18 protein-coding genes are annotated in these 24,430 nt (G+C 70.3%); 8 read left to right on the forward strand and 10 right to left on the reverse strand.

All coding sequences use genetic code 11. The features are described from left to right. Positions 1-77: 77 nt before the first annotated feature. The 5 genes from ACIA8E_RS06130 to ACIA8E_RS06150 all read right to left on the reverse strand — a co-directional run bounded on the left by ACIA8E_RS06130 (position 78) and on the right by ACIA8E_RS06150 (position 5,889). Positions 78-980: a carbohydrate ABC transporter permease gene (locus ACIA8E_RS06130; RefSeq protein WP_399295094.1), complete on the reverse strand. Its 903-nt coding sequence runs from the start codon at positions 978-980 to the stop codon at positions 78-80. 1 nt (position 981) lies between these two features. Further along, positions 982-1,923: a carbohydrate ABC transporter permease gene (locus ACIA8E_RS06135; protein WP_399295096.1), complete on the reverse strand. Its 942-nt coding sequence runs from the start codon at positions 1,921-1,923 to the stop codon at positions 982-984. Between the two features lie 7 nt (positions 1,924-1,930). Continuing rightward, positions 1,931-3,268: an ABC transporter substrate-binding protein gene (locus ACIA8E_RS06140; protein WP_399295098.1), complete on the reverse strand. Its 1,338-nt coding sequence runs from the start codon at positions 3,266-3,268 to the stop codon at positions 1,931-1,933. A 101-nt stretch (positions 3,269-3,369) separates the two neighbouring features. After that, entirely contained in the window at positions 3,370-4,593 is a 1,224-nt protein-coding gene (locus ACIA8E_RS06145; RefSeq protein WP_399295100.1) for an ROK family protein, read from the reverse strand. Between the two features lie 228 nt (positions 4,594-4,821). After that, on the reverse strand, positions 4,822-5,889 hold the full coding sequence (locus ACIA8E_RS06150; protein WP_399295101.1) for a mechanosensitive ion channel family protein: 1,068 nt from the start codon (positions 5,887-5,889) through the stop codon (positions 4,822-4,824). 364 nt (positions 5,890-6,253) lie between these two features. Between ACIA8E_RS06150 and ACIA8E_RS06155 the strand changes: the two genes are divergently transcribed. Further along, complete coding sequence (locus ACIA8E_RS06155) at positions 6,254-6,790, forward strand: HNH endonuclease (RefSeq protein ID WP_018552807.1); 537 nt, start codon at positions 6,254-6,256, stop codon at positions 6,788-6,790. Positions 6,791-6,877: 87 nt separating this feature from the next. On the opposite strand, the gene ACIA8E_RS06160 is transcribed toward ACIA8E_RS06155, so the two are convergent. Then, positions 6,878-9,880: a beta-N-acetylglucosaminidase domain-containing protein gene (locus ACIA8E_RS06160; RefSeq protein WP_399295103.1), complete on the reverse strand. Its 3,003-nt coding sequence runs from the start codon at positions 9,878-9,880 to the stop codon at positions 6,878-6,880. Positions 9,881-10,190: 310 nt separating this feature from the next. Between ACIA8E_RS06160 and ACIA8E_RS06165 the strand changes: the two genes are divergently transcribed. From ACIA8E_RS06165 to alc, 5 genes are all read left to right on the forward strand, one after another. After that, positions 10,191-10,421 (forward strand): hypothetical protein, encoded by a 231-nt coding sequence (locus ACIA8E_RS06165; protein WP_030970019.1) that lies wholly within the window; start codon positions 10,191-10,193, stop codon positions 10,419-10,421. Continuing rightward, on the forward strand, positions 10,422-12,743 hold the full coding sequence (malQ, locus tag ACIA8E_RS06170; protein ID WP_399295105.1) for a 4-alpha-glucanotransferase: 2,322 nt from the start codon (positions 10,422-10,424) through the stop codon (positions 12,741-12,743). Positions 12,744-12,763: 20 nt separating this feature from the next. Further along, positions 12,764-12,994 (forward strand): hypothetical protein, encoded by a 231-nt coding sequence (locus ACIA8E_RS06175; protein ID WP_352299626.1) that lies wholly within the window; start codon positions 12,764-12,766, stop codon positions 12,992-12,994. A gap of 144 nt (positions 12,995-13,138) precedes the next feature. Beyond that, the gene (locus tag ACIA8E_RS06180; protein ID WP_399295107.1) at positions 13,139-14,059 is read left to right on the forward strand and encodes a LysR substrate-binding domain-containing protein; all 921 of its coding nucleotides are present in this window, start codon (positions 13,139-13,141) and stop codon (positions 14,057-14,059) included. A 65-nt stretch (positions 14,060-14,124) separates the two neighbouring features. Then, positions 14,125-15,270, forward strand: a complete 1,146-nt coding sequence (gene alc / locus ACIA8E_RS06185; protein WP_399295109.1) for an allantoicase — start codon at positions 14,125-14,127, stop codon at positions 15,268-15,270. 93 nt (positions 15,271-15,363) lie between these two features. Here alc and pepN read toward each other — a convergent pair whose 3' ends face one another. After that, positions 15,364-17,940 (reverse strand): aminopeptidase N, encoded by a 2,577-nt coding sequence (pepN, locus tag ACIA8E_RS06190; RefSeq protein WP_399295111.1) that lies wholly within the window; start codon positions 17,938-17,940, stop codon positions 15,364-15,366. A gap of 103 nt (positions 17,941-18,043) precedes the next feature. On the opposite strand from pepN, the gene ACIA8E_RS06195 reads away from it, so the two are divergent. Together ACIA8E_RS06195 and ACIA8E_RS06200 are read left to right on the forward strand one after the other, a co-directional pair. Beyond that, positions 18,044-18,268, forward strand: a complete 225-nt coding sequence (locus ACIA8E_RS06195) for a ribbon-helix-helix domain-containing protein (RefSeq protein WP_030921349.1) — start codon at positions 18,044-18,046, stop codon at positions 18,266-18,268. Then, positions 18,261-18,608 (forward strand): type II toxin-antitoxin system PemK/MazF family toxin, encoded by a 348-nt coding sequence (locus ACIA8E_RS06200; RefSeq protein ID WP_093774296.1) that lies wholly within the window; start codon positions 18,261-18,263, stop codon positions 18,606-18,608. The genes ACIA8E_RS06195 and ACIA8E_RS06200 overlap by 8 nt, the downstream gene beginning before the upstream one ends. A gap of 84 nt (positions 18,609-18,692) precedes the next feature. On the opposite strand, the gene ACIA8E_RS06205 is transcribed toward ACIA8E_RS06200, so the two are convergent. The 3 genes from ACIA8E_RS06205 to ACIA8E_RS06215 form a co-directional block, all read right to left on the reverse strand. Then, positions 18,693-19,721: an aspartate-semialdehyde dehydrogenase gene (locus ACIA8E_RS06205; RefSeq protein ID WP_399295113.1), complete on the reverse strand. Its 1,029-nt coding sequence runs from the start codon at positions 19,719-19,721 to the stop codon at positions 18,693-18,695. A 183-nt stretch (positions 19,722-19,904) separates the two neighbouring features. After that, positions 19,905-23,204 (reverse strand): S8 family serine peptidase, encoded by a 3,300-nt coding sequence (locus tag ACIA8E_RS06210; protein WP_399295115.1) that lies wholly within the window; start codon positions 23,202-23,204, stop codon positions 19,905-19,907. A 168-nt stretch (positions 23,205-23,372) separates the two neighbouring features. Continuing rightward, complete coding sequence (locus tag ACIA8E_RS06215) at positions 23,373-24,428, reverse strand: hypothetical protein (RefSeq protein WP_399295117.1); 1,056 nt, start codon at positions 24,426-24,428, stop codon at positions 23,373-23,375. Positions 24,429-24,430: the final 2 nt, after the last annotated feature.

Here is a 24,430-nt window from a genome sequence, read left to right on the forward strand (position 1 = left end):
TCCCGCAGCCGGGCGAAGCCGTCGATCAGTTCAGGGGTGTAGGTGGACCCGCCACCAACTACTGCGAGCTTCATAGGTCAGCCCTTTACTCCGGTCAGTGTGACGCCCTCGACGAAAGCCTTCTGAGCGAAGAAGAAGACGAGGATCACGGGGGCCATGACCAGTGCGGTCGCGGCCATGGTCAGGTTCCAGTCGGTGTGGTGTGCGCCCTTGAAGGACTCCAGTCCGTAACTGAGCGTCCAGGCGGCCGGGTTCTCGGAGGCGTAGATCTGCGGCCCGAAGTAGTCGTTCCAGGCGTAGAAGAACTGGAACAGCGCGACGGCGGCGATGCCCGGCCTGGCCATCGGCACCACGACCTTCAGCAGGGTGCGCAGTTCGCCGCAGCCGTCGACCTTCGCCGCATCGAGGTACTCGTTCGGGATGGTCAGCAGGAACTGCCGCAGCAGGAAGATGGAGAACGCGTCACCGAAGGCCATCGGGATGATCAGCGGCCAGAGCGTCCCGGACATGTCCAGTTGCTTCGCCCAGAACAGGTACATCGGGATGACGACGACCTGCGGCGGCAGCATCATCATCGAGATGACGAGCATCAGCGACAGCTGCCGGCCGCGGAAGCGGAACTTGGCGAGCGCGTAGGCCACGGGCAGCGACGACACGACCGTGAGGACGGTGCCGAGCCCCGCGTACAGCAAGGTGTTCTTCCACCAGGTCAGGAATCCCGGGGTGTCGAACACCCTGCGGTAGTTGCTCCACTCGAAGGGGTGCGGCCACAGATCGCGGGTCAGCGCCTGCTGGTCGCTCATCAGCGAGGTGAGGAACAGGAAGACGAACGGCAGCACGAAGAAGAGCGCGGCCGCGATGCCGAGCGTGTGCACGGCGATCCAGTTCAGCAGCGCCTTGCGGCGTGCGACGCGCTCGGCCGGGGTGACCGGCCCGGCGGACGGGTCGGCGGCCTTGAAGGTGTCGAGAGCCTGCGCCACGTCACTCACCTGCCTGGATCAGCCCGCTGCGGCGCCGCATCAGCAGTGCGGTGAACGCCATGGCGAGTACGAAGAGAACGAGCGCGACCACACAGGCGGACCCGTAGTCGAAACGCTGGAAGCCGAGGTTGTAGACGAGCTGCGGAAGCGTCAGTGTCGACTTGTCGGGATAGCCCGGTTCGAACTGCTGCCCGGAGCCGCCCATCACACCCGAGGCGACTTTTCCCGCCACGAGTGGCTGGGTGTAGTACTGCATCGTCTGGATGATCCCGGTGACCACGGCGAACATCACGATCGGCGAGATGTTCGGCAGCGTGACGAAGCGGAACCGCTGGAACGAGGTCGCCCCGTCGAGCTCCGCCGCCTCGTACTGCTCCTTCGGTACGTCGAGCAGCGCGGCCATGAAGATCACCATCAGGTCGCCCACCCCCCACACCGCGAGCGCGGTCAGGGCCGGCTTGGACCAGGCGGCGTCGGTGAACCAGCCCGGCGTGGGCAGCCCCAGATCACCGAGGATCGAATTGACCGGCCCCGTACCCGGGTTGAGCAGGAAGACGAAACCCAGGGTCGCCGCGACCGGCGGAGCCAGATACGGCAGGTAGAACAGGGTGCGGAAGACACCCGTACCCGTCTTGATCCTGGTGATCAGCAGGCCGACGCCGAGACCGAAGACGACCCGGCAGCTGACCATCACCACGACCAGCCACAGGGTGTTCCGCAGAGCGGGCCAGAACAGCGGGTAGTCGTTGAAGACGTACGACCAGTTCTTCAGCCCGTTGAACTCCGGTGCTGCGAAACCGTCGTAGTGGGTGAAGGAGAAATAGAGCGTGGAGATCAGCGGGTAGGCGAAGAAGACGCAGAACCCGATCAGCCACGGCGACATGAAGGCCGCCGTTCGAAGGGCCGCCGTGCGGCGCTTCGAACGGAGTGTGTACGTGGTCATCGCGGTGCTACTTCGCCTGTGCGATGGCTGCGTCGATCTCCTTGGCGGTCTTCTCCAGACCCGCCTTGATGTCCGTCTGCTTGCCCTTCTCGATGTCGAAGCCGAGGTTCTGCAGGGACACCAGGTACGCGCCGCCGTTCACCGAGGGCGGGGTGGTGGTGCTGTCGGGGTTCGCGGCGATGTCCAGGAAGGTCTTGAACCGCGGGTCGTACTTCAGCTTCGGCGACTTCAGGGCCGCCATGGTCGACGGCACATTGTGAATGGCGTTGGCGAAGGCGACCACCGCGTCGGTGTCGGTCGTCATGAACTTCACCAGCTCCCACGCCGCGTTCTGCTGGGTGGAGGTGGACGCGATACCGGCGATGGTGCCCGTCAGGTAGCCCTTGCCGTACGTGTCGGCCTCGTCGTCGGCGACGGGCATCGGGGCCACCCCGATCTCGAACTTCGGCTTGGTGTCCACGGCCATGCCGAGCCGCCACTCACCGTCCAGCTGCATGGCCACCTGGCCGGTGTGGAACGGGTGCTTGGCGCCCCACTCGTCACCGAACGAGGTGCGGTACTTCTCCAGCTTCGCGTAGCCGCCCAGGTCGTCGACCAGCTTCTTCTGCGTGGTGAGCATGGACGCGAAGGCCGGGTCCTCGGCGATGTTCGACTTGCCGTCTGCGTCGAAGTACGTCGGGTTCCAGCCGCCGAGGTAGTGCTCGGTCGTCGACTCGTAGCCGTGGTAGTTCGGCATGAAGCCGAGCTGCTCGTACGAGTCGCCCTTGCTCTTCGTCAGCTTCTTGGCGTCCTCGGCCAGTTCCGACCAGGTCTTCGGCGGGGCGGTGATCCCGGCGGCCTTGAACGCGTCCTTGTTGTAGTACAGCCCGTACGCGTCACCGAGCAGCGGCAGCGTGCAGCGCACGCCGTCGTACTGGGTGTACTCGTTCATCGCCTTCGGGAACGTCTTGTCGGGGTCGATCCCGTCCTTCTTCAGGAAGGAATTCAGATCGACGAAGGCCTTGGACGAGCAGAATTTGCCCACATTGTTCGTGGTGAACGAGGAGACCACGTCGGGGGCCTTGGAACCGCCCGCCCGCAGAGCCTGGTTGATCTTGTCGTCGGTCATGTTTCCGACGACCTTCACATGGATGTTCGGGTGTGCCTTCTCGAAGGCGTCGACGGTGGCCTGAATGGCCTTGACCTCACCCGGGGCACTCCAGCCGTGCCAGAAGTTGATGGTCGTCTCCTTGGACGGATCATCACTGGCGCCGTTGCTGCTCTGACCGGTACAGGCAGAGGCGAAGAGGGATATCGCGACGGTCGCGGCGAGCGCGGCGGCCGTCTTCCGGCGGTTTCCGGACATGGCAGTGTCTCCCGATGGGTTGGGACGGGGAAGAGGCTGGGACTGCGAACGTGCGGGTCTGTAAAGGTGCGGGTCCGCGTGCGGACGGCCGCGGCGGGGGATCAGCGTGAGGTGTCGAAGACTTCGTCGCGGGTCGTGGCGAGGGCGCTCTCCAGCGCCCCGCGCAGTACGGGCCGGTGGGTCACGGCGCCGGTGATCAGCCGGGGCCGGGAGGCCGCCAGCTCGGCGAGTTCCGCCTGTACCCGCTCGCGCAGCGGTTCTCCGCCGACCGTGATCAACTCGCCCGAGAGCACAACGAGTTCGGGGTCGAGCACGGCGACCATGGAGGCCAGACCGGTCGCGAGCCCGGTGGCGAACAGATCGAGGAGCCGAGGGTACGGGCCGTCCTCGCCGCGCTCCGCGGCCTCGGCGGCCCGGGCGATCAGACCGGCCGCGACCTCATGGTGGGTGCCGTCCGCTCGGCTCAGCTCGTCGTCTATGCCGAGCTGCCCGGCCAGCCGGGACAGCACCTGCGCACCCGCCAGTTCCTGGAAGCCGCCCGAGTTCGCCTTGGTGACCTGGCGGACCAGCGGGGCGCCGGGCACCGGCAGGAAGCCGACCTCACCGGCGCCGCCGGTGAAGCCGCGGTGCAGCCGTCCGTTGATGACGAGGGCGGCGCCGAGCCCCTCCTCGTTCCACAGCAGGACGAAGTCGTCGTGTCCACGGGCCGCCCCGAGCCGCTGCTCGGCCACGGCGACGAGGTTCACATCGTTCTCGTACTCGACCGGCATCGGCAGGAACGCGGCCAGCTCGTCGAGCAGCGTGGGGGAGTGCCAGCCGGGCAGGTGGGAGGCGTACCGCAGCCGTCCGGTGCCGGGGTCGAAGGCGCCCGGTGTGCCGATGACCACCCGGTGCACCTCGGCGCGGGTGAGTCCCGCGTGCTTGACCGCGCCGTCCAGCGCCTCGGTCACCTGCCGCACCACGCTGTCGGCGCGCCGGCCGGGGGTGCGCAGCTCGAACTCGCCGACCGTCTCACCGGTCACATCGGCGACGGCGGCGACGATCCGCTGGGCGTTCACATCGAGCCCGGCGACATGGGCGGCCCGGGCGTTCACCGCGTACAGCTGCGCGTTGGGCCCCGGCCGTCCCGCGACGGTGCCGGTGGCGACGACCAGACCGGCCGCCTCCAGTCGGGCCAGCAGCTGCGAGGCGGTGGGCTTGGAGAGGCCCGTCAGCTTGCCGATCCTGGTCCGGGAGAGGGGGCCGTGCTCCAGCAGCAGGTCGAGGGCGGCCCGGTCGTTCATGGCCCGCAGGACGCGGGGGGTACCCGGAGTTGTTCCGGCCATGAGCACCTGCCTCTGTTAGGAAACTTTCCTATTCGATGAGAGGACGGTATGGCGCACGTCACCTGCCCGTCAATGGTCAGGGCTTCGCTGGCAACCAAAGCGTTACCTGGAGGGCCGGTCAAGCCGCAATCACGCCAAGCTGCGCGGCCCGGTCAAGCCGCTTTCACGCCGAAGGGCGCCCGGCCCGGCTCCTTACGGGCCGGGCCGGACGCCCTTGGCCGCGGGGTCCTACTTGCCCAGGTTCGACGGCGGGGTGATCGGCGACGTGGCCAGGGACTGCGGCGACGTCGCCGACGCGTACGCCGACGGGGCGGCCATTGCGGCCGTCGGGTCCGCCGCAGACGCCTCGTCCGGCTGCGCCGGTACGCCGCCGACCATCCGGATGCCCGCCTCGTCGAAGGCCCCCTTGATCCGCCAGCGCAGCTCGCGCTCCACGCCCAGGGACTTGCCCGGCATAGTCTTCGCCGTCACCCGGACCGTCATCGAGTCGAGGAGCACGGAGTCCAGGCCGAGGATCTCCACCGGACCCCACAGGCGCTCGCTCCACGGGTCCTCCTTGGCCATCCTCGCGGCGGCCTCGGTGATCACCGTACGTACCCGGTCGAGATCCTCCGTGGGGCGTACCTGCACGTCGATCCCGGCGGTCGACCAGCCCTGGCTGAGGTTGCCGATCCGCTTCACCTCGCCGTTGCGGACGTACCAGATCTCGCCATTGTCACCGCGCAGCTTGGTGACCCGCAGCCCGACCTCGATGACCTCGCCGGAGGCGACACCCGCGTCGATGGTGTCGCCGACGCCGTACTGGTCCTCCAGGATCATGAAGACGCCGGAGAGGAAGTCGGTGACGAGGTTGCGAGCGCCGAAGCCGAGCGCCACACCGGCGACACCGGCGGAGGCGAGCAGCGGGGCCAGATCGATCTGGAACGCGCCCAGGATCATCAGGCCGGCCGTACCGAGGATCAGGAACGACGCGACCGACCGGAGTACGGACCCGATGGCCTCGGAGCGCTGACGGCGCCGCTCCGCATTGACCAGCAGCCCGCCGAGCGCGGTGCCCTCGACGGCCTGGGCGCTGCGGTTCATCCGCTCTATGAGCTTGCTGAGGGCACGACGGATCGCGATGCGCAACACGATCGCGATCGCCGCGATGAGAAGGATGCGCAGACCGGTGTTCAGCCAGGTGGACCAGTTCTCCTCCACCCAGCCCGCGGCATCGCCGGCCTGCTTGGCGGCTTCGTCCAGCGAGCCGCCCGGCTCGGGTGACGGGGCAGCGGCCAACAGCGCGGACAGAGACACGGCGGAACCTCCATATGGGCGAGGGCTGACCAACCACACTAACGGGGCATCCGGAGTGCTCCGTTGCCGTGACGGAGGGGAGAGACCCGTCTGGGCCGGGGATACAGAAGGGGTGGGGGCCGGAGCCGAATCAGGGCGCCGGGCCGGGTGTGGCCGATCGCACACCGGGCCGGAGCCGCCGCGGCGGCGGCCCCGAAGCGCCTGATCCGGGGTCTTCGGGCGGTGCGCGCGACAGCGGGCCGGGGAAAATCCCTCCGGCCCGTTACTCGCACGTGGTGGCGCTTCCACCAGGCAGGAGGAGAGACTGAGATCGGATCGTCCCGGCGCGAGCCACGCGCCGCCGGCGTACAAGGAGGCATCAACCGTGCCGCATGTCCTGGTTCTCAATGCGTCGTACGAGCCGCTCGGCGTCGTACCGCTCCGCCGCGCGCTCGTCCTCGTCCTCGAGAACAAGGCCATCTGCCTCGAGGAGTCCGGCGCCTTCATGCACAGTGCCACCCGTGCTGTACCGGCACCCAGCGTCGTCCGCCTGAAGCGGTTCGTACGGGTCCCCTACCGGGGGCCCGTTCCACTCACCCGCCGAGCGCTCTTCGCCAGGGACGGCGGCCGCTGCATGTACTGCGGCGCCGCCGCGACCAGCGTCGACCATGTCATTCCACGCAGCCGTGGTGGCCAGCACGCCTGGGACAACGTGGTGGCGGCCTGCCGCCGCTGCAACCATGTCAAGGCCGACCGCCATCTGCCGGAGCTCGGCTGGCGGCTGCACCAACAGCCCGCGCCGCCGACCGGCCTCGCGTGGCGCATCATCGGGACGGGTCACAGGGACCCGCGATGGCTGCCGTACCTGCAACCGTTCGGCGCGGACGATGCAATGGCCCGGATCGACGGCATTTCAGCCTGAGACCCGGGCCTTTGTCGTCCTTGGGGCAGCCCCGGGTACGGCAAAGGCCCGGGACAGCCCCCGGTGGGGCCGGTTGCCCCGGGCGGCTCAGTCGCTCTGCTCCGCGACGGCGTACGCCTCCACCGACCAGAGCGAGTAGCCGAACTCGGTGCCTCGGCCGTCGCCCTGAATTCTGAGGAAGCGGGTGTCCTTGGCATCCATCCGGACGGACTCGCGGCCGCCCTTGCCGTCCCGGACGGTCGCCGCCGTACGCCAGGTGCGGCCGTCCGCGGAGACCTGAACGCGGTAGCGGGAGGCGTATGCGTCCTGCCACTGCAGCACCACCTGGCCGATCCTGGCGGGCTCAGCCAGCTCCGCCTGCCACCAGGCGCCGTCCTCGGCCGGGGACGACCAGCGGGTGGTGGGATCGCCGTCGGAGGCGGCCGTGGCCGGGAAGTCCGGGGTCTCGTCGCCGGACGAGGAGGCGGTGGCGGTGCGGACCAGGTCGGGGCCGGAGGTGCGCGGGTAGGCCCGGACGGTGAGGGTGCTCTCCTCGCCACCGAATCTGAAGGGCACCTCGTACTCGCCGGCCGGGGTGTTCGCCGGGACCGTGATCTCCACCGGGACGTCGGTACGGGACCCGCGCGGCACCGTCGTCCGTCCGGGGACGGACACCTTGATGCCCTTCGGGGCCTTCGCGGTGAGTGCGCCGCGCACCGCGGCGGGGCGGCGGGCGGCGAGCCGTGCCTGGACCCGCTGCGGCCTGCCGCCGATCTCCGCGTCGGTCTCGCCGCGTACGAGATCGAGCCAGGCGGCGGGTTCGTCGCCGAACCACGGCACGAGGGCGTGTACCCGGGGGGCTTCGGGGGCGGCAACGGTTCCGGAGACGATCGGCGGAAGCGTGCCCGCACTCGTGCCCGGGGCCGTCGCCAAGGAGCTCGTGGGCCAGATCAGCCGGATCGCGTCGGTTCTGAGGCCCCCGGCCGCGGTCTGGGTCCAGCCGGTCCGCGACATCGGGCCGAGGCTGCGCCAGCCCTCGCCCGGCACATGGGCCTGCAGCGTCGCGTCCGCCCCCACCCCGGGAACGGTCATCGCGGTCACGGCCCCCATCGGGCGCGCGCGTTCCAGCCGGACCGTATAGCTGCCCGGGGCCTGGGTCACCGTGCCGGCGTCCCGGTCCGCGCCGGTCCACGCGTCGGCCTCCTTGCGCACCCGGTCCAGGAACGGTTCGAGGACACCCTTGCCGACCGTCGCACCGCTCGCCCCGGTGGCCTTCCGCAGCGGCTCCAGCGCCAGCGACGCCTTCCACGCGGCCGCGCCGTCGCCGCGCGCCTGGGCCTGCAGCAGATCGACGGCGAGCTCGCCCGCCCGGCCGTACCTGGCCAACTGCTCGGTCCACGGACGCACTTCGTCGTCGAGCCGCCCGTCCGCCGGGCCCTTCAGCCGCTGCGGTGCCTGGCGCATCACCGTGAAGGCGGCCCGCAGCTCGCGCGCCGCGTCCGCCTGCGTCGTCGCGTTCGTCGTCGTACGGGACTTCCAGAACGCGGCGAGGAGCGGCTGCAGGTACGCCGACTCGTCGCCGCCCAGCACGGACGTCGCACTGTTCCGGGCCAGCGCACGCAGCGCCTCCCGAGCCCCCGCGTCGTCGCCCGCCAGATCGTCGATCGCCGCCTGCCAGGACTCCTGCGGCAGGTAACCCTTCGGGTTCCAGGCGAAGTCGGCGGCGGTGAACAGCGGGATGCGGGACGCGGACGGCTGCTCCATCGCATTGGCGAGCAGCGCCGCCGAGCCCATCGCGACCGCGGGGTCCCGGCCGGTGTACGGGCCGAGGAAGATACGGTCCTGCGCGTAGTCGTTGACCGGGTAGTTGTCCATCGTGACGAGCGGATGCCGGAACGTGGCGCGCGCACCGGCCAGTTCCCGTCCGGTGATGGTCCGCGGTACGACGCCGACCCCGGTCCAGGCGATCTGCACCCGGCCGTCCAGCTCCTTGGCGAGCGCGGTCCGGTAGTCCGTGGCCCCGTCCTGGTAGAACTCCGTCGGCATCACCGACAGCGGCCCCGATCCCGGATGCCGCTGCGCGAGATGCCGGGCGACCTCGCTCGCGACCCGCGCCTGCGCCCTCGCCGCCGCCTCCGGGCCGCGGCCGAACGTGGCGGCGTCGTTGTCGCAGTGCCATTCGCTGTAGCTGACGTCCTGGAACTGGAGCTGGAAGACGCGCACGCCCAGCGCCCACATCGCGTCGATCTTCCGGGTCAGCGCCTTCACATCGCCGTCGGAGGACATGCACATCGCCTGGCCGGGGGCGACCGCCCAGCCGAGCGTCACATGCCGGGCGCGGGCCCGTTCGGCCAGCGCCCGGAAGTCGGCGCGCCGCTCGGCGGGGTACGGATCACGCCAGCGAGCCTGCCGGTACGGGTCGTCACCCGCCGCGTAGAGGTACCGGTTCTGCTTCGTACGCCCCATGAAGTCGATCTGCGCGAGCCGCTCCTCGCGGGTCCACGGCTGCCCGTAGAACCCCTCGGTCATTCCGCGTACGGCGGTGCCCGGCCAGTCCCGCACGGTGACCCCGGCGACGCTCCCGTTCCGGACCAGCTGACGCAGCGTCTGCACGGCGTGGAACAGGCCGTCGTCGCCGACACCGTCCAGGGCGACGGTGGAGCGGCCCGCGACCGTGCCGACCGCGATCCGGTAGCCGCCGGACGGCAGATCGGCGCGCTCGGGGGCGCGCAGCGTGCGCAGGGCGTCCTGCGCGCCGTTGCCGCCGAGCCGGATGACCGGCCCGCGTCCCGGCAGCGTCTCGTGCACGGTCCGCACGCCCGCGTCGCGCAGCACCTGCCTGGCGGCGTCGACGGCGTACGGATCGGCGTGCGCTCCGGCGACGAGGGTCACCTCGGTGGAGAGCGGTACGGCCGTCCCGGACGCCTTGATGGCCTGTGGCCGCGGCCACACGGTGGGCAGCGCGTCCTCGTCCGTACGGTCGGGGGTGGTGACGGCGGGGGAGCCGGGGTCCGACGGCGCGGCGAAGGCGGCCGGGGTCCCGGTGGAGAGCAGTCCGCCGAGCACGGCGACAGCGACGGCCGTCGCGTGCTTTCTGTGCCTGAGCCGCATGCCGAACTCCCTCGCTCCCACCGATGGGCTCCGAGCCCACCACCCCACGCGCGAGGGTGTCAATGCGTGGGGCCGTTGTGCCGCATTTGCCCGTTGTGGCGGATGGGGCGGGGCGCGGGGGGAGACCGGCGGGCCGCAGCAGAGATGGCGTCAAATGGCCGAATAGGGCGGACAACTTGCGGGTAACTGGCCGCTGGGGAACGGAATGTGACCCGGAGCACGTTGAACTCGTTGTCGTAACGCCTATGTCTGCGGCTGTGTCCGCTGGGTAGGCCTGCTGTGTCCAGTTCTCCACGGCCAGGAGGCCACCATGCCCGCTGCCGCGCAGCTTCTGCTCTCCGCACTGTCCAAACAGGTGCCGGGGCCCGGACCGTTGACCGGTGAGCCCGCGTTCGCCGACGCCATACCACTGACGAGTGAGCCGCCGCTCGCCGATGCCGCACCCCTGACCAGCGAGCCGCCGCTCGCCGTCATCGCCCCACTGACCAGCGAGCCGACCGCCCCCGGCGCTGCGCGGGGCACGGAGTCCCCAGGAGTCTGAATGGGCTTGTCCCGGCTCGCCGCACTGCACGGCGTCGCCACCTCCTACGCGCCGTCCGCGGATGTCACGGTGTCCGTCCCCGACGACACGGTCATCGCCGTGCTCGCCGCGCTCGGCGTGGACGCCGCCACCCCTGAAGCGGTGCAGGAATCGCTTGCCGCCGCCGAGGCGGTGGCCGCCTCCCGGCTGCTCCCGCCCACGCTGGTGGTGTGGACCGGGGAGCCGCTGCCGGCCGCCCTGACCACGCTGCGGCCCGGCACGACGCTGGAGATCGAGCCCGAGGATGCGGCCGGTCCGCCTCCCGTGCCGCGGATGCGGGTGCCGAGCGGACGACCGGATCCGGCCGTTTCGGCGAAGGCGGGCACGGTCGTCGGTGCCGCCGACGGCCCGGTCTCCGGAGCGGGCTCCGCCCGAGCCTTCGAAGCGGCCGCCCTTGAGGTGGCGCCCCCTGGGACGGCCCCCGTCGGGACGGCTGTCGGAACCGGCAGTACCGGTTCCGCTCCCGGTGCACCCACGCCGAGCCCCGCCTGGTGGACCGAACCTCCGCTCGGGGTGCACCGGTTGACCGTCCGTGCCCAGGACGGCCGCACCATGACCACCACCCTGATCGTCGCCCCGGCCCGGGTGCCCCAGCCGCCGCGGCGCACCCACGGCTTCCTCGTCCAGCTCTACTCCCTGCTCTCCGGCCGCTCCTGGGGCATGGGCGACCTCGGTGACCTCGCCGATCTCGCCGCCTGGTCGGGGCGGACCCTCGGCGCCGGGTTCGTACAGGTCAACCCGCTGCACGCCGCCGTGCCAGGTGCACCCACCGACCCGTCGCCGTACCGACCGTCCTCGCGTCGCTTCCCCGACCCCGTCCATCTGCACGTCGAGTCGATCCCGGAGTACGGGCACGTACCGGACCGGGCCGCCCTCGACGACCTGCGGCAGAGCGCCGAAACACTGAGCGACACCGTGCTGAACAAGGGCGCGCTGATCGACCGGGACGCCGTCTGGGAGCTCAAGCGTCAGGCTCTCGAACTCGTACGGGAGGTGCCGCTGACCCCCGGCCGGCGTGCCGCGTACTGCGACTTCCTCGCCGCCCAGGGGCAGGCCCTGGAGGACCATGCCCTGTGGTGCGCCCTCGCGGAGGTGCACGGCTCAGACTGGCACGCCTGGCCGTCCGCACTGCGCGACCCCCGCTCCCCGCTGGTCACCCGCGCACGTGCCGAGCTGCTCGACCGGGTGGACTTCCACTGCCGGCTCGCCTGGCTGACCGACAACCAGCTCGCCGCGGCCCAGAGTGTCGCGCGGGATGCCGGGATGGCCGTCGGCATCGTCCACGACCTCGCCGTCGGCGTGCACCCCGGCGGCGCCGACGCCTGGGCCCAGCAGGACGCCTTCGCGCACGGCATGTCGGTCGGCGCGCCCCCGGACGCCTTCAACGCGCGTGGTCAGGACTGGGGGCTGCCCCCGTGGCGCCCCGACGTCCTCGCCGCCTCCGGCTACGCCCCGTACCGCGGGCTGCTGCGCGGCCTCCTCGCCCACGCCGGCGCCCTGCGCATCGACCACGTCATGGGCCTGTTCCGGCTCTGGTGGGTCCCCGAGGGAAGACCGCCCACCCAGGGCACGTACGTCAGCCACGACGCCGAGGCGATGCTCGCCGTCCTCGTCCTGGAGGCGCACCGGGCCGGTGCGGTCGTCATAGGGGAGGACCTCGGCACGGTCGAACCGGGCGTACGCGAGGCCCTCGCCCGGCGCGGAGTGCTCGGCACCTCCGTGCTCTGGTTCGAGCGCGACTGGACCGGCACCGGCCGCCCGCTGCCCCCGGAGCGCTGGCGGGAAGGCTGCCTCGCCACCGCCACCACCCACGACCTGCCGTCCACCGCCGCCCGGCTGACCGGCGACCATGTGACACTCCGCCACCGCCTGGGACTGCTCACCCACTCCCTGGAGCAGGAACAGGCCGAGGACGCCACCGACACCGCCACGTGGCTCGGCCTGCTCGCCCGGCTCGGCATGCTGCCGGAGGGCGAGGGCGACGAGGAGGGGGCGGTCCGCGCCGTCCACCGCTTCCTGCTGCGCACCCCTGCCCGCATGGTCGGCGTCTGGCTCCCGGACACGGTCGGCGACCGCCGCCCGCAGAATCTGCCCGGCACCTGGGACCAGTACCCCAACTGGCGGCTGCCCGTCGCGGATGCGGAAGGCCACCCGGTCACTCTGGAGGAGCTGGCGTCGTCGCCGCGTCTGCACCACCTGATGGAGGTACTGAAGCCGGTGGACAGACAACCGAAAGAACAGTCGAAACCTCATACGGCACCCCCGGGCGCGCGCCGCTCCTAGTCGTTCGCTACGTTTGCACCGTGGACAAGAAGAACGCAATGCGCGCCGGCGCCGTGGCGGCCGGTACGACGCTGATGATGCTGCTCATGTCGTCCCCCGCGCTTGCGCTGACCCGTGACGACGGTGACGACCCGGGCACCGGCCTGAGCGTGATGGACACGATCGGCCTCTACGTCGTGGCACCCATCGCCCTGTTCGTGATCATCGTGGGCCTGGTCATGCTCCTGGACAAGTCCAAGAAGCAGGCCTGACTCTCCCGCTGCGCGGCGCCGGGTCCGCGTAGTTCCACCAGCGCTTTTTCAGGGCGCCTCGAAGTGTGTGAGCACTTCGAGGCGCCCTGCTCCGCGTTCCGCTGCCGGACGGGCCGGGTCTGCCCCGGCGGCTAATGTTCGGACATGACCGAGTGGGACATCAAGAAGCTCAGGATCCTGCGCGTGCTGAGCGAGCGCGGGACCGTCACGGCAACGGCCGAGGCGCTGCTGATGACCCCCTCGGCGGTGTCCCAGCAGCTCTCCAACCTGGCCAAGCAGCTCGGCGTACCCCTGCTGGAGGCCCAGGGCCGCCGGGTCCGGCTCACCGACGCCGCGCATCTCGTACTCCGCCACGCCGAAGCGGTCTTCGCCCAACTGGAACGCGCCGACGCGGAGTTGACGGGGTATCTGCGGGGCGAGGCGGGGGAGGTGCGGGTCGGGGCGTTCTCGACGGCCGTGCCCGCCCTCGTGGTACCGGCGGTCCGGCTCCTGCGCGCCGACGACCGGCCGGGACCGTCCGTGCGGGTACGGGAGGCGGAGGCCGCGGAGGCGTACGAACTCCTGTCGGCCGGCGACGTCGATCTCGCGCTCTCCCTCGCCGCGCACGCACCGACCGCCCACGACCCGCGCTTCACCCTCCTCCCGCTGCTCGCCGACCCGCTCGATGTCGCCCTCCCTGCCGGACACCGGCTGGCGGACGCCCCTGGGCTGCGGCTGGCCGGCCTCGCCGCCGAGCCGTGGATCTTCGGCGGCTCGGGCCCCTGGTCGGAGATCACCACGGCCGCGTGCGAGGCCGCCGGGTTCGTGCCGGTACAGGCGCACAGCGCCTCCGGGTGGACCGCGATCCTTGCCATGGTCGAAGCGGGCATGGGTGTAGCGCTGATCCCGCGGATGGCGTCGACGGAACGCCGTAAGGGTGTGGTGATGCGTGTTCTGGAGGCGGACCTGCCCCGGCGCCATGTGGTCGCTGCCGTACGGCAGGGTGCGGAGGGCGGGCCGGCGGTGGCCCGGGTCCTGGCCGCGCTTCAGCAGGTCAGTGCGGCCCGCGCGGAACCATTTAATTGAACTGAAAGAATCGTACGAAAACTTTCGATGGACCTGATGGGTCATTCGGAACGACAGTTCCGTACATGACCTCCGACGTGAACGACAACCCTGCCAAGGACAACGACCCTCACGCCAATGACGCGGCCCCGTACGGCGGGGGCGACCCGTACGCCGACTACCGCGCCGGCGACTTCCCCTTCACCGACCTGGTGGACCTCGCCGACCGCCGCCTGGGCGCGGGCGTGGTCGCTGCGAACGACGAGTTCTTCGCCGAGCGCGAGAACCTGTTGAACCGCGAACGCGCCGTGTTCGACCCCGAGCGCTTCGGGCACAAGGGCAAGATCATGGACGGCTGGGAGACCCGGCGCCGCCGCGGCATCGACGCAGCACACCCCTTCCCGGCCCCCGAGGACCACGACTGGGCCCTCGTCCGGCTCGGTGCCCCCGGCATCATCCGCGGCATCGTCGTCGACACCGCCCACTTCCGCGGCAACTATCCGCAGCGCGTCTCGGTGCAGGCGACATCGGTCGAGGGCTCACCCAGCCCCTCGGAACTCCTTGCCGACGACGTGAAGTGGGAGGAGATCGTCCCGCCGACCGCCGTACGCGGCCACGCCGCCAACGGCTTCGAGATCACCGGCGGCCGCCGCTACACCCACATCCGCCTCTGCCAGCACCCCGACGGCGGCGTCTCCCGCCTCCGCGTCCACGGCGAGGTGGTCCCCGACCCCGCCTGGCTGACGGCCCTCGGCACGATCGACCTGATCGCGGTCCTCAACGGCGGCGCGTACGAGGACGCCTCGGACCGCTTCTACTCCTCACCCACCCAGATCATCCTGCCCGGCACCTCCCGCAAGATGGACGACGGCTGGGAGAACCGTCGCCGTCGTGTCCGCGACACGAACGACTGGGTCCGCTTCCGCCTGGTCGCCCAGGGGGCGGTCCGCGCGGTCGAGATCGACACGGCCTGCCTCAAGGGCAATGCGGCCGGCTGGATCGCCCTGCAGGGCGACAACGGCGAGACGGGCGACTGGTTCGAAATCATCCCCCGCACCAAGCTCCAGCCCGACACCCTCCACCGCTTCCCGCTGCACGCACAGGCGGTGGTCACCCACGTCCGCCTCGACGCCTTCCCGGACGGCGGGGTGGCCCGCATGCGCCTGCACGGCACACTCACGGAACGGGGCGCCGCCGAACTGGCGGCCCGCTACGAGGAGTCGGGCGTGTAATCCCTGTTGCCGCCGCCCGGCGAACGGCTGCGGAACAGGAATGCCCCGGACCGTGCGGACGGTCCGGGGCACCCCTCTGCTCGGGGGCAGACGCTACGCGGTTGCCGCGGCCGCGTCCGCCGCCTGGGCCTTCAGCGCGCGCTCCACGCCTGCCCGCGACTCGGAGACCAGCCGGCGCAGTGCCGCGCTCGGCTCCGCCGAGTCCAGCCAGGCGTCCGTCGCGTCCAGGGTCTCCTGCGAGACCTGGAGCGCCGGGTAGAGGCCGACGGCGATCTGCTGGGCCATCTCGTGGCTCCGCGAGTCCCAGACGTCCCTCACCGCTGCGAAGAACTTCTCGGTGTACGGGGCCAGCAGTTCGCGCTGGTCGGTCTGGACGAAGCCGCCGATGACCGCCTCCTGGAGGGAGTTCGGGAGCTTGTCGGACTCGACGACGGAGGCCCAGGCCTCCGCCTTCGCCTCGGCCGACGGGCGCGCCGCGCGGGCCGTCGCCGCGTGACGCTCGCCCGCGGCCGTCTTGTCGCGCTCGTACTCGGCGGCGATCTCGTCCTCGTCCAGCAGGCCGACCGCGGCCAGCCGCTCCACGAACGCCCAGCGCAGCTCGGTGTCGACGGCGAGGCCCTCGACCGCCTCCGCGCCGTCCAGCAGCGCCCGGAGCAGGTCCAGCTGGACAGGGGTGCGGGCCGTCGCCGCGAAGGCGCGGGCCCAGGCCAGCTGGTGGTCGCCGGCCGGCTCCGCGGCGCGCAGGTGCGCGAGCGTCGCCTCCGTCCACTGGGTCAGGCCCGCCTCGCGGAACTCCGGCGCCGCGTACAGGTCCACGGCCAGCTTCACCTGGCGGTGCAGCGACTGGACGACGCCGATGTCCGACTCCTTGCCGATGCCGGACAGGACGAGCGAGAGGTAGTCACGCGTTGCCAGTTCGCCGTCGCGGGTCATGTCCCAGGCGGAGGCCCAGCACAGGGCGCGCGGCAGCGACTCGGTGAAGTCGCCGAGGTGCTCGGTGACGACCCGCAGCGACTCCTCGTCGAGCCGGACCTTCGCGTACGACAGGTCGTCGTCGTTGAGCAGGATGACCGCCGGACGGGCGGTGCCCGCCGGGAACGGCACCTCGGTACGCTCGCCGTCGACGTCCAGCTCGATCCGGTTCGTGCGGACCAGCTTTCCGTCCCCGTCGAGGTCGTAGCAGCCGATCGCGATCCGGTGCGGGCGCAGCGTCGGCTCGCCCTTGGCGCCGGCGGGCAGCGCCGGGGCCTCCTGGAGGACGGTGAACGAGGTGACGTGACCGTTCCCGTCGGTGGTGACCTCCGGGCGCAGGATGTTGATGCCGGCCGTCTCCAGCCACGCCTTCGACCAGGTCTTGAGGTCGCGGCCGGAGGTCTCCTCCAGCGCGCCCAGCAGGTCGGACAGGCGGGTGTTCCCGAACGCGTGCGCCTTGAAGTACGCCTGGACGCCCTTGAAGAACTCGTCCATCCCGACGTACGCCACGAGCTGCTTCAGGACCGAGGCGCCCTTGGCGTACGTGATGCCGTCGAAGTTGACCAGGACATCGTCCAGGTCACGGATGTCCGCCATGATCGGGTGCGTCGACGGCAGCTGGTCCTGGCGGTACGCCCACGTCTTCATGGAGTTGGCGAACGTCGTCCAGGAGTGCGGCCACTTCGAGCCCTCCGCGTACGCCTGGCAGGCGATCGAGGTGTACGTGGCGAACGACTCGTTCAGCCACAGGTCGTTCCACCACTCCATGGTGACGAGGTCGCCGAACCACATGTGGGCCAGCTCGTGCAGGATCGTCTCGGCCCGCGTCTCGTACGCCGCGTCCGTCACCTTCGAACGGAACACGTACTGGTCGCGGATGGTGACCGCGCCCGCGTTCTCCATCGCGCCCGCGTTGAACTCCGGGACGAACAGCTGGTCGTACTTCGCGAACGGGTACGCGTAGTCGAACTTCTCCTGGAACCAGTCGAAGCCCTGCCGCGTGACGTCGAAGATCGCGTCCGCGTCGAGGAACTCGGCGAGCGACGGGCGGCAGTAGATGCCGAGCGGAACGGACTGGCCGTCCTTCTCGTAGCTGCTGTGCACCGCGTGGTACGGGCCGACGATCAGGGCCGTGATGTACGTCGAGATGCGCGGCGTCGGCTCGAAGACCCAGACGTCGTCCTTGGGCTCCGGTGTGGGGGAGTTCGAGATGACCGTCCAGCCCGCCGGCGCCTTCACGGTGAACTGGAAGGTCGCCTTCAGGTCAGGCTGTTCGAAGCTCGCGAAGACCCGGCGCGCGTCCGGGACCTCGAACTGCGTGTACAGGTACGCCTGCTGGTCGACCTGGTCGACGAACCGGTGCAGACCCTCGCCGGTGTTGGTGTAGGCGCAGTCCGCGACCACCCGCAGCACGTTGGAGCCTGCGTGCAGGTGCGACAGCGCGATCCGCGAGTCGCGGAAGACGGCGGCGACGTCCAGGGTCTTGCCGTTGAGCTCGACCTCGTGCACGGCCGGGGCGACCAGGTCGATGAAGGTCTCCGCACCGGCTTCGGCGGAGTCGAAGCGGACAGTGGTCACGGACCGGTAGGTGCCGCCCTCCTGCGCTCCGGAGAGGTCGAGATCGATCTCGTACGCGTCCACGGTCAGCAGGCGCGCCCGCTCCTGTGCCTCTTCGCGGGTCAGATTCGTGCCAGGCACGCGGTCATCTCCTTCGATGGTGACGTTTCCGGTCATCCTTCCACGTCGATCGCCGGGAGAAGCCGAGTAGCCACTGTTTGCCTACTGCGGTAGCATTGGCGGTATGAAGATCAGTGTGAGCTTGCCGCAGGAGGATGTCGCCTTCGTCGACGAGTACGCCATGAAGACCGACGCGGACTCCCGGTCCGCCGTGATACACGCCGCCATCGAACTGCTGCGTGTCGCCGGACTCGAGGCGGAGTACACGGAAGCGTTCGAGGAGTGGGACGCGAGCGAGGACGCCGCGCTCTGGGACCGCACGGTGGGGGACGGAATCGCCGATGCGTAGGGGCGATATCCATCTGGTCGATCTGGAGCCGGCCAGGGGCAGTGAGGCCAACAAGGTCAGACCGGCCGTGATCGTGTCCAACAACGCGGCCAACCAGTCGGCGGAGCTCAGCGGCCGAGGTGTGATCACCGTGGTGCCGGTGACATCGAACATCGCGCGTGTTCTCACGTTCCAGGTCCTCCTCAGGGCTGACGAGAGCCGTCTGCTGAAGGACTCGAAGGTCCAGTGCGAGCAGGTCCGGGCAGTCTCTCCGGACCGTGTCCTGAAGCGGATCGGCACCGTCCCGCGCCCGCGCATGGCTGAGATCGACGCGGCGCTGCGACGTCACCTCGCCCTCTGACGCCGGGCCCCTCACGCTGCTCCGGAGCATGCGAAAGGGCAGCCACCGAGCACCGGTGGCTGCCCTTTCGCGCAGGTACCGGCGTCAGCCGTTCAGCTCGGCAGCGACCAGTTCCGCGATCTGCACGGCGTTCAGCGCCGCGCCCTTGCGCAGGTTGTCGCCGGAGACGAAGAGCGCCAGACCGTTCTCGACGGTCTCGTCGGCCCGGATGCGGCCCACGTAGGACACGTCCTGGCCGGCCGCCTGGAGCGGCGTGGGGATCTCCGAGAGTTCGACGCCCTCGGCAGCCTCGAGCAGCTCGTAGGCGCGCTCCACGCCGATCGGGCGGGCGAAGCGGGCGTTGATCTGGAGCGAGTGGCCGGTGAATACCGGGACCCGGACGCAGGTGCCGGATACCTTGAGCTCCGGGATCTCCAGGATCTTGCGGGACTCGTTGCGGAGCTTCTGCTCCTCGTCGGTCTCGAAGGAGCCGTCGTCGACGATCGAACCGGCCAGCGGCAGCACGTTGAAGGCGATGGGCCGCTTGTAGACGGCCGGCTCGGGGAACTCGACGGCGGCGCCGTCGTGGGTGAGCTTGTCGGCGTCGGCGACCACCTTGGACGCCTGTCCGTGCAGCTCGGAGACGCCGGCCAGACCGGAGCCGGAGACCGCCTGATAGCTGGTGACGACCAGCGCGTCGAGACCGGCCTCGTCGTGCAGCGGGCGCAGCACGGGCATCGCGGCCATCGTCGTGCAGTTCGGGTTCGCGATGATCCCCTTGGGGCGGTTCTTGATCGCGTGCGCGTTGACCTCGGAGACGACGAGCGGGACCTCGGGGTCCTTGCGCCATGCGGAGGAGTTGTCGATCACCACGGCGCCCTGGGCGGCGACCTTCTCGGCGAGCGCCTTCGAGGTGGCACCGCCGGCCGAGAACAGCACGATGTCGAGACCCGTGTAGTCCGCGGTGGAGGCGTCCTCGACGGTGATCTCCTGGCCCTGCCACTCGATCGTGGAGCCTGCGGAGCGGGCGGAGGCGAAGAGTCGCAGCTGGTCGGTCGGGAATTTCCGCTCGGCCAGGATCCTGCGCATGACTGTGCCGACCTGACCGGTGGCGCCGACGATTCCGACCTTCACAGGGACTCCTTCAAACGTACGAACTGGCACGGTTGCCGCTCCATGATGCGTATGTCCACGGCTTCCTTGTCCAATCCATTGTCCGGCAGACGGACAGGAACCGGCGGCGGCCGGACAGCGCAGTGGGGCGGACGCTCCGCGAGCGCCCGCCCCACCGGTGTCACAGATGCAGCATCCGGACCGTTACGGCGTGACCTTCTCGATCACGACGCTGCCGGTGCCCGCCGCGGTGCCGCGGCTGTTCACCAGCTGCACCTCACCGAAGAACTGGCGTCCCTCGGGAGCCGCGCCCCCGACCACGACGTCCGCGCCGACCTGCGCCGAAGCGCCGCTGGCCAGGTTCACGGCCTTCGACTCGTCGACCTTGAGCGTGCCGAGCGACGGGGCGTAGTACACGTCACGGTAGTCGTACGTGGTGGTCCCGGCCGGAACCGAGTAGCCGTCCACGACGATCGTGTACGTACCGGCGGCGGGGTCGGCCAGGCTGACCGACTCCTCCGCACCCGCGCTCGTGGACGAACCGACCTCGGTGCCGTCCGCGTCGAGCACGTAGAGGTCGATGTCGGCGTTGGCGTCCGAGGTGCCGCCGACGGCGACGTCCAGCTTCTCGACGCCCTCACCGATGGTGACCGTGGTGACCTGCTGGTCACCCGTCTTGATCGACGGGGTGGCAACCTTGGCCGAGCCCAGCGAGCCGCCCTTGAGCTTGCCCGCCAGGTCGCCCGCGGAGTTGGTGACGGTCCAGTTCACCGCGGTCGGCGTGCCGACCTTCGCCTCGGGCAGCGTCTGCACGGCCGGGTCGAAGGACGCGCCGAGCAGGCTGACATCCAGCTTGAACGGGTTGTCCAGCAGCGGCGACGTACGCCGTGCCTCGACCTCGATCTCCCAGACACCGGCCTGCGGGTCGGCGTACGAGCGCACGTCGGGGCGGCAGGTGTTGGTCGGGTTGTCGTAGTTCGGGTAGCAGAACGGCGTGCCGCTGTCCTCCACCGCCACCCCGTAAGGGTGGATGGAGATGAAGCGGGTCTGGCTGCCCGAGCGCAGCGCGCTCATCGCGACCTCAAGGGTCTTGGAGCCCTCCGGCACGTTCACGAAGTACGACGTGGTGCCGTTGCGCTGCACCGAGCCGGACGCCGCGAACGCGTAGGCGGGCTTCACCAGGTCCTTGGCGACGACGACCGTGGCGAGGATCTGCTGATCCACACCGGAGGTCTTCGCGTCATCGACCTGCAGGATCGCGCTGTGCACGCCCGCGCTGCCCGGCTTCGCCTGAACCTTGACGGTCACCGGCTTGCCCAGCGGCAGCGAAACGGTGCTGCTGCCGGTCAGCGCGAAGGTGCCGTCGTTGTTCTTCCAGGACAGCTTGTGCGCGACGGCCTTGTCCGGGCCCGTGGTGCGGGTGACCGTGACGTCGTACGACTTCTTCTGGCCGGCCTTCAGGCCGCCCTCGCGGTCGTACAGGCCGGTGCCGAAGCCGGGGGTCTTCAGCGCGAAGTCGATCGCCGTGTCGACCGGGGCCTTCACGGAGTACTCGTGCGCCGGGGAACCCTGCTTCTCGATCTGCTTCCAGGCGCCCACGATGTTGATCAGGCCGGAACCCTGGGCGTGCGCGGGCACACCCTGGATGTGGGTCGCGGTGCTGGTCAGCGCGGTACGCAGGTCGGCCGGGGGCAGCTCGATGTGCTTCTGCTTCGCGGCGGACAGCAGCAGCGCGGTCGCACCGGCGGCCTGCGGCGAGGACATCGAGGTGCCCTGCAGCATGGAGTAACCGGCCGGAAGCGAGTAGCCCGCCTCCTTGACCGGGCCGCCGGGCAGCCAGGTCTGGGTGGTGTTGATGGAGGCGCCGGGTGCGGTCAGGATCGGCGCGAAGCCGCCGTCCTCACGCGGACCACGGGACGAGAACGGCAGCATGTCGTACTTCTTGGTGACATTGGAGCCGTAGTTGGCGGCCCAGGTCTCCTTGGAGATGGACGCGCCGACGGAGATGACGTGGTCGGCGAGGCCGGGGTCACCGATGGTGTTCACACCCGGGCCGTCGTTGCCGGCCGAGATGACCAGCTGGACGCCGTACGTGTCGATGAGCCGCTTGTACAGCTCGGCGCGGGCGTTGTTGCCGTCGTTGAGCGGCGGCAGGCCACCGATCGACATGTTGACGACATCGACACCGCGGTTCACGACGAGGTCGATCATGCCCTCGGTGAGCGCGATGTTGGTGCAGCCGCCGGACCAGGTGCAGGCGCGCGAGGAGACAATCTTCGCGCCGGGCGCGGCGCCGTTCATCTTGCCGCCGAAGAGCCCGTTGGCGGAGGTGATGCCGGCGACGTGGGTGCCGTGCTCGCTCTCGATGACACCGATGTTGACGTAGTCGGCCTTGTCGCCGGCCGCGTTGTACACGACGTCCTTGCGCGTCTCGACGACGAACGGGATGCGCTCGACGACCTGGGTCCGCGGGTCGTCCGTGCCGAAGTAGGAGACCTGGTGCTTCTCCTTGTACGGCTTCATGACGGCGTCGTTGGAGAAGTTGGCGTCGTTGTTCAGGTCGACGCGCGTGGTACCGGTGACCGGGTCGTAGAGCACGGCCCAGGTGTCGGTGGTGTCGCCGTCCCGGTTCAGGTCTCCGGCCATGTCGCCGCCCTTGGTGGCGGCCTCGGAGAAGAGCTGGATCTTGTACGAGCCGGCCGGCGCCGAGTAGGTGCGGCCACCGATCGTGAAGACGGGGCCGGTCACCGAGGCGGTCATCCGCAGCCAGGTACCGTCGCCGTCGCTGACCGGGTCGGTGGCCGTCACCCAGTCGACGATCTTGCGCTCGCCGGTGCTGGTCTTCTGGAGCGCCGGGTGACCGAGGTCGACACCCGAGTCCAGGATGCCGATGGTCACGCCGCGGCCGTCGGCCTTCGGGTGCTGCTGGACGAAGTCGACCGCACCCGTTTCGAAGGACGGGTTGTACGGGTTCTTCGCCGGCGTCTTCTTGCCGGGCGCCGGGTAGTCGCCCGTGGTCTTCGTCTTCGCCCCGGCGGCCCGGTCGCCCGCGGGCGTCGGGTCGTCGAGCATGATCTCCTGCTTGAGATCGATGCCGTGGACGGACGTCAGCTTCGAGGCCGCCTTGATGGTCGCCTCGGCGGTCGCGGTCGGGACGGTCGCGCGTACGTAGCCGAGCTTGTCGTACGTACGACCCAGCACGGACCCCTTCACGGCGTCCAGCTGCTCGGCGACCTGCTCGGTCGCACCGGGCGCGGTGGCGACCATCATGGTGACGTTCTTCTCGCCCTTGGCCTTCGCCTTGGTCAGGACGTCGGCGTCGGCCGTACCGAGCTTGTCGCTCGTGGCGGCCGCCTTCACGGGGGCATCGGCCGGGTCGTCGGCGGCGAAGACCGGGGCCGCGCCGGAGGCGGCCAGTGCGGCCACCAGACCGGCAGCGGCCGCGACTCGGGCCACGCGTCTCGCCCCGGATATGGAGCTGGGGGATTCGGAGGTCATCAGCATCCCTGTATGTGAAAGAGAAAGTCCGGAATTCGGTACCGGATGACCGCTCAGCCTTTCGTAAATGACGTGGGTTTGTGGAGGGTTGAGGGAGGCGAGATGCAGCCATGGCGTACTCCCGCCAGGGGGGCTGATGTGCCATGAGGGATGAAAGGGTCGATAACTGCCCTTTCATCGGGGCAGGATGACCACATACGCGGCCGGTTCGCGGTCGGCCGCCGCCATCAGCGCGGTGCGCACCACGGTCGCCTGCTGCTCCGCCGCGACGCGCAGCTTCCTCGGCGTGACGTGGACGACGGTGACCCCGAGCCGTTCCAGATGCTCCCGCTCGGCGGCGCACCCGGACCACTCGGCGTCGTGCTCCTCCTGACGCCGGTCGCCGTCGAGCGTGCTGTGCAGGGGTGCGCGGCTGTCGAGTTCGACAGCAACGGCCTGGTCGGGCCAGTAGGCGTCCACCCCGCCGAGGTGGGGGCCGCCGGGCAGCCGCAGGTCCACGTTCCAGAGCGGCTCCGGCAGGTCATAGGTCCGCACCATGTCGTACAGTCGCCTCTCCGCCAGCGCCCGCCCCTCGGCGAGCAGCGAGTCGACGGCGTTCACGATGTGGGGCCGGTCCAGCAACTTGCTGCGGCTCAGCTCGCTCACGACCGCGCCGGGTTCGCAGTGTCCGCCGCGGACCGCCTCGGTGAGCAGCAGCCGTACGGCGTCTGTGTCCCCGAGGCCGGTGATCGCATCCGCGAGTGCCCGTGCCACGGGGGCCACCGGCAGGCCGGCGAGCTGCTCGGGGCGGGGCAGTTCGGTCGTCCGCACCACGTGCACGTACCGGACGGACCGCAGCCGCCGGGCGCGCGGCACCAGCACGTCGATCCGGTCGAGCGAACTCATCGGCCGTACGAGAGAGAACCCGTGGAGGGCGAGCGCGGCCGGGCCGGTGACCATGGCCTCGCCGTACCCGGTCACCCGCCCCGCGCCGCCCTGCGCGGGGACGGTACGCCGCCGCCCGACGTAGAGCAGGGCGGACCGCAGCCGCTCCTCGCCGGTGGGCGGCCCCGGGTGCAGCACATACACGCCGGGCAACGGCTGCTGCCAAGGGCCACCGGCCCGGCACTGTGCGGCAGCCCGCGCGGGGGACACGCCGAGTGTCTTCAACTGCTCGACGGACAGCACGCGTTGCCGTTCGCCGACGGGGAGGCGGAAGTGACAGGGGGAGGGTGGGGTGTTCTGGGTCATGC

The organism is Streptomyces sp. NPDC051664, from assembly GCF_044453545.1.
In the GTDB taxonomy this organism is placed as follows: Bacteria; Actinomycetota; Actinomycetes; order Streptomycetales; family Streptomycetaceae; genus Streptomyces.

Excerpts from the sequence above, each read along its gene's own strand:
- ACIA8E_RS06140 (WP_399295098.1), bottom strand. The coding sequence starts at position 3,268 with ATGTCCGGAAACCGCCGGAAGACGGCCGCCGCGCTCGCCGCGACCGTC.
- malQ (WP_399295105.1), top strand. The coding sequence starts at position 10,422 with ATGGGCTTGTCCCGGCTCGCCGCACTGCACGGCGTCGCCACCTCCTAC.
- ACIA8E_RS06160 (WP_399295103.1), bottom strand. The coding sequence starts at position 9,880 with ATGCGGCTCAGGCACAGAAAGCACGCGACGGCCGTCGCTGTCGCCGTG.
- ACIA8E_RS06165 (WP_030970019.1), top strand. The coding sequence starts at position 10,191 with ATGCCCGCTGCCGCGCAGCTTCTGCTCTCCGCACTGTCCAAACAGGTG.
- ACIA8E_RS06135 (WP_399295096.1), bottom strand. The coding sequence starts at position 1,923 with ATGACCACGTACACACTCCGTTCGAAGCGCCGCACGGCGGCCCTTCGA.
- ACIA8E_RS06195 (WP_030921349.1), top strand. The coding sequence starts at position 18,044 with ATGAAGATCAGTGTGAGCTTGCCGCAGGAGGATGTCGCCTTCGTCGAC.
- ACIA8E_RS06180 (WP_399295107.1), top strand. The coding sequence starts at position 13,139 with ATGACCGAGTGGGACATCAAGAAGCTCAGGATCCTGCGCGTGCTGAGC.
- ACIA8E_RS06200 (WP_093774296.1), top strand. The coding sequence starts at position 18,261 with ATGCGTAGGGGCGATATCCATCTGGTCGATCTGGAGCCGGCCAGGGGC.
- ACIA8E_RS06215 (WP_399295117.1), bottom strand. The coding sequence starts at position 24,428 with ATGACCCAGAACACCCCACCCTCCCCCTGTCACTTCCGCCTCCCCGTC.
- ACIA8E_RS06145 (WP_399295100.1), bottom strand. The coding sequence starts at position 4,593 with ATGGCCGGAACAACTCCGGGTACCCCCCGCGTCCTGCGGGCCATGAAC.
- alc (WP_399295109.1), top strand. The coding sequence starts at position 14,125 with ATGACCTCCGACGTGAACGACAACCCTGCCAAGGACAACGACCCTCAC.
- ACIA8E_RS06210 (WP_399295115.1), bottom strand. The coding sequence starts at position 23,204 with ATGCTGATGACCTCCGAATCCCCCAGCTCCATATCCGGGGCGAGACGC.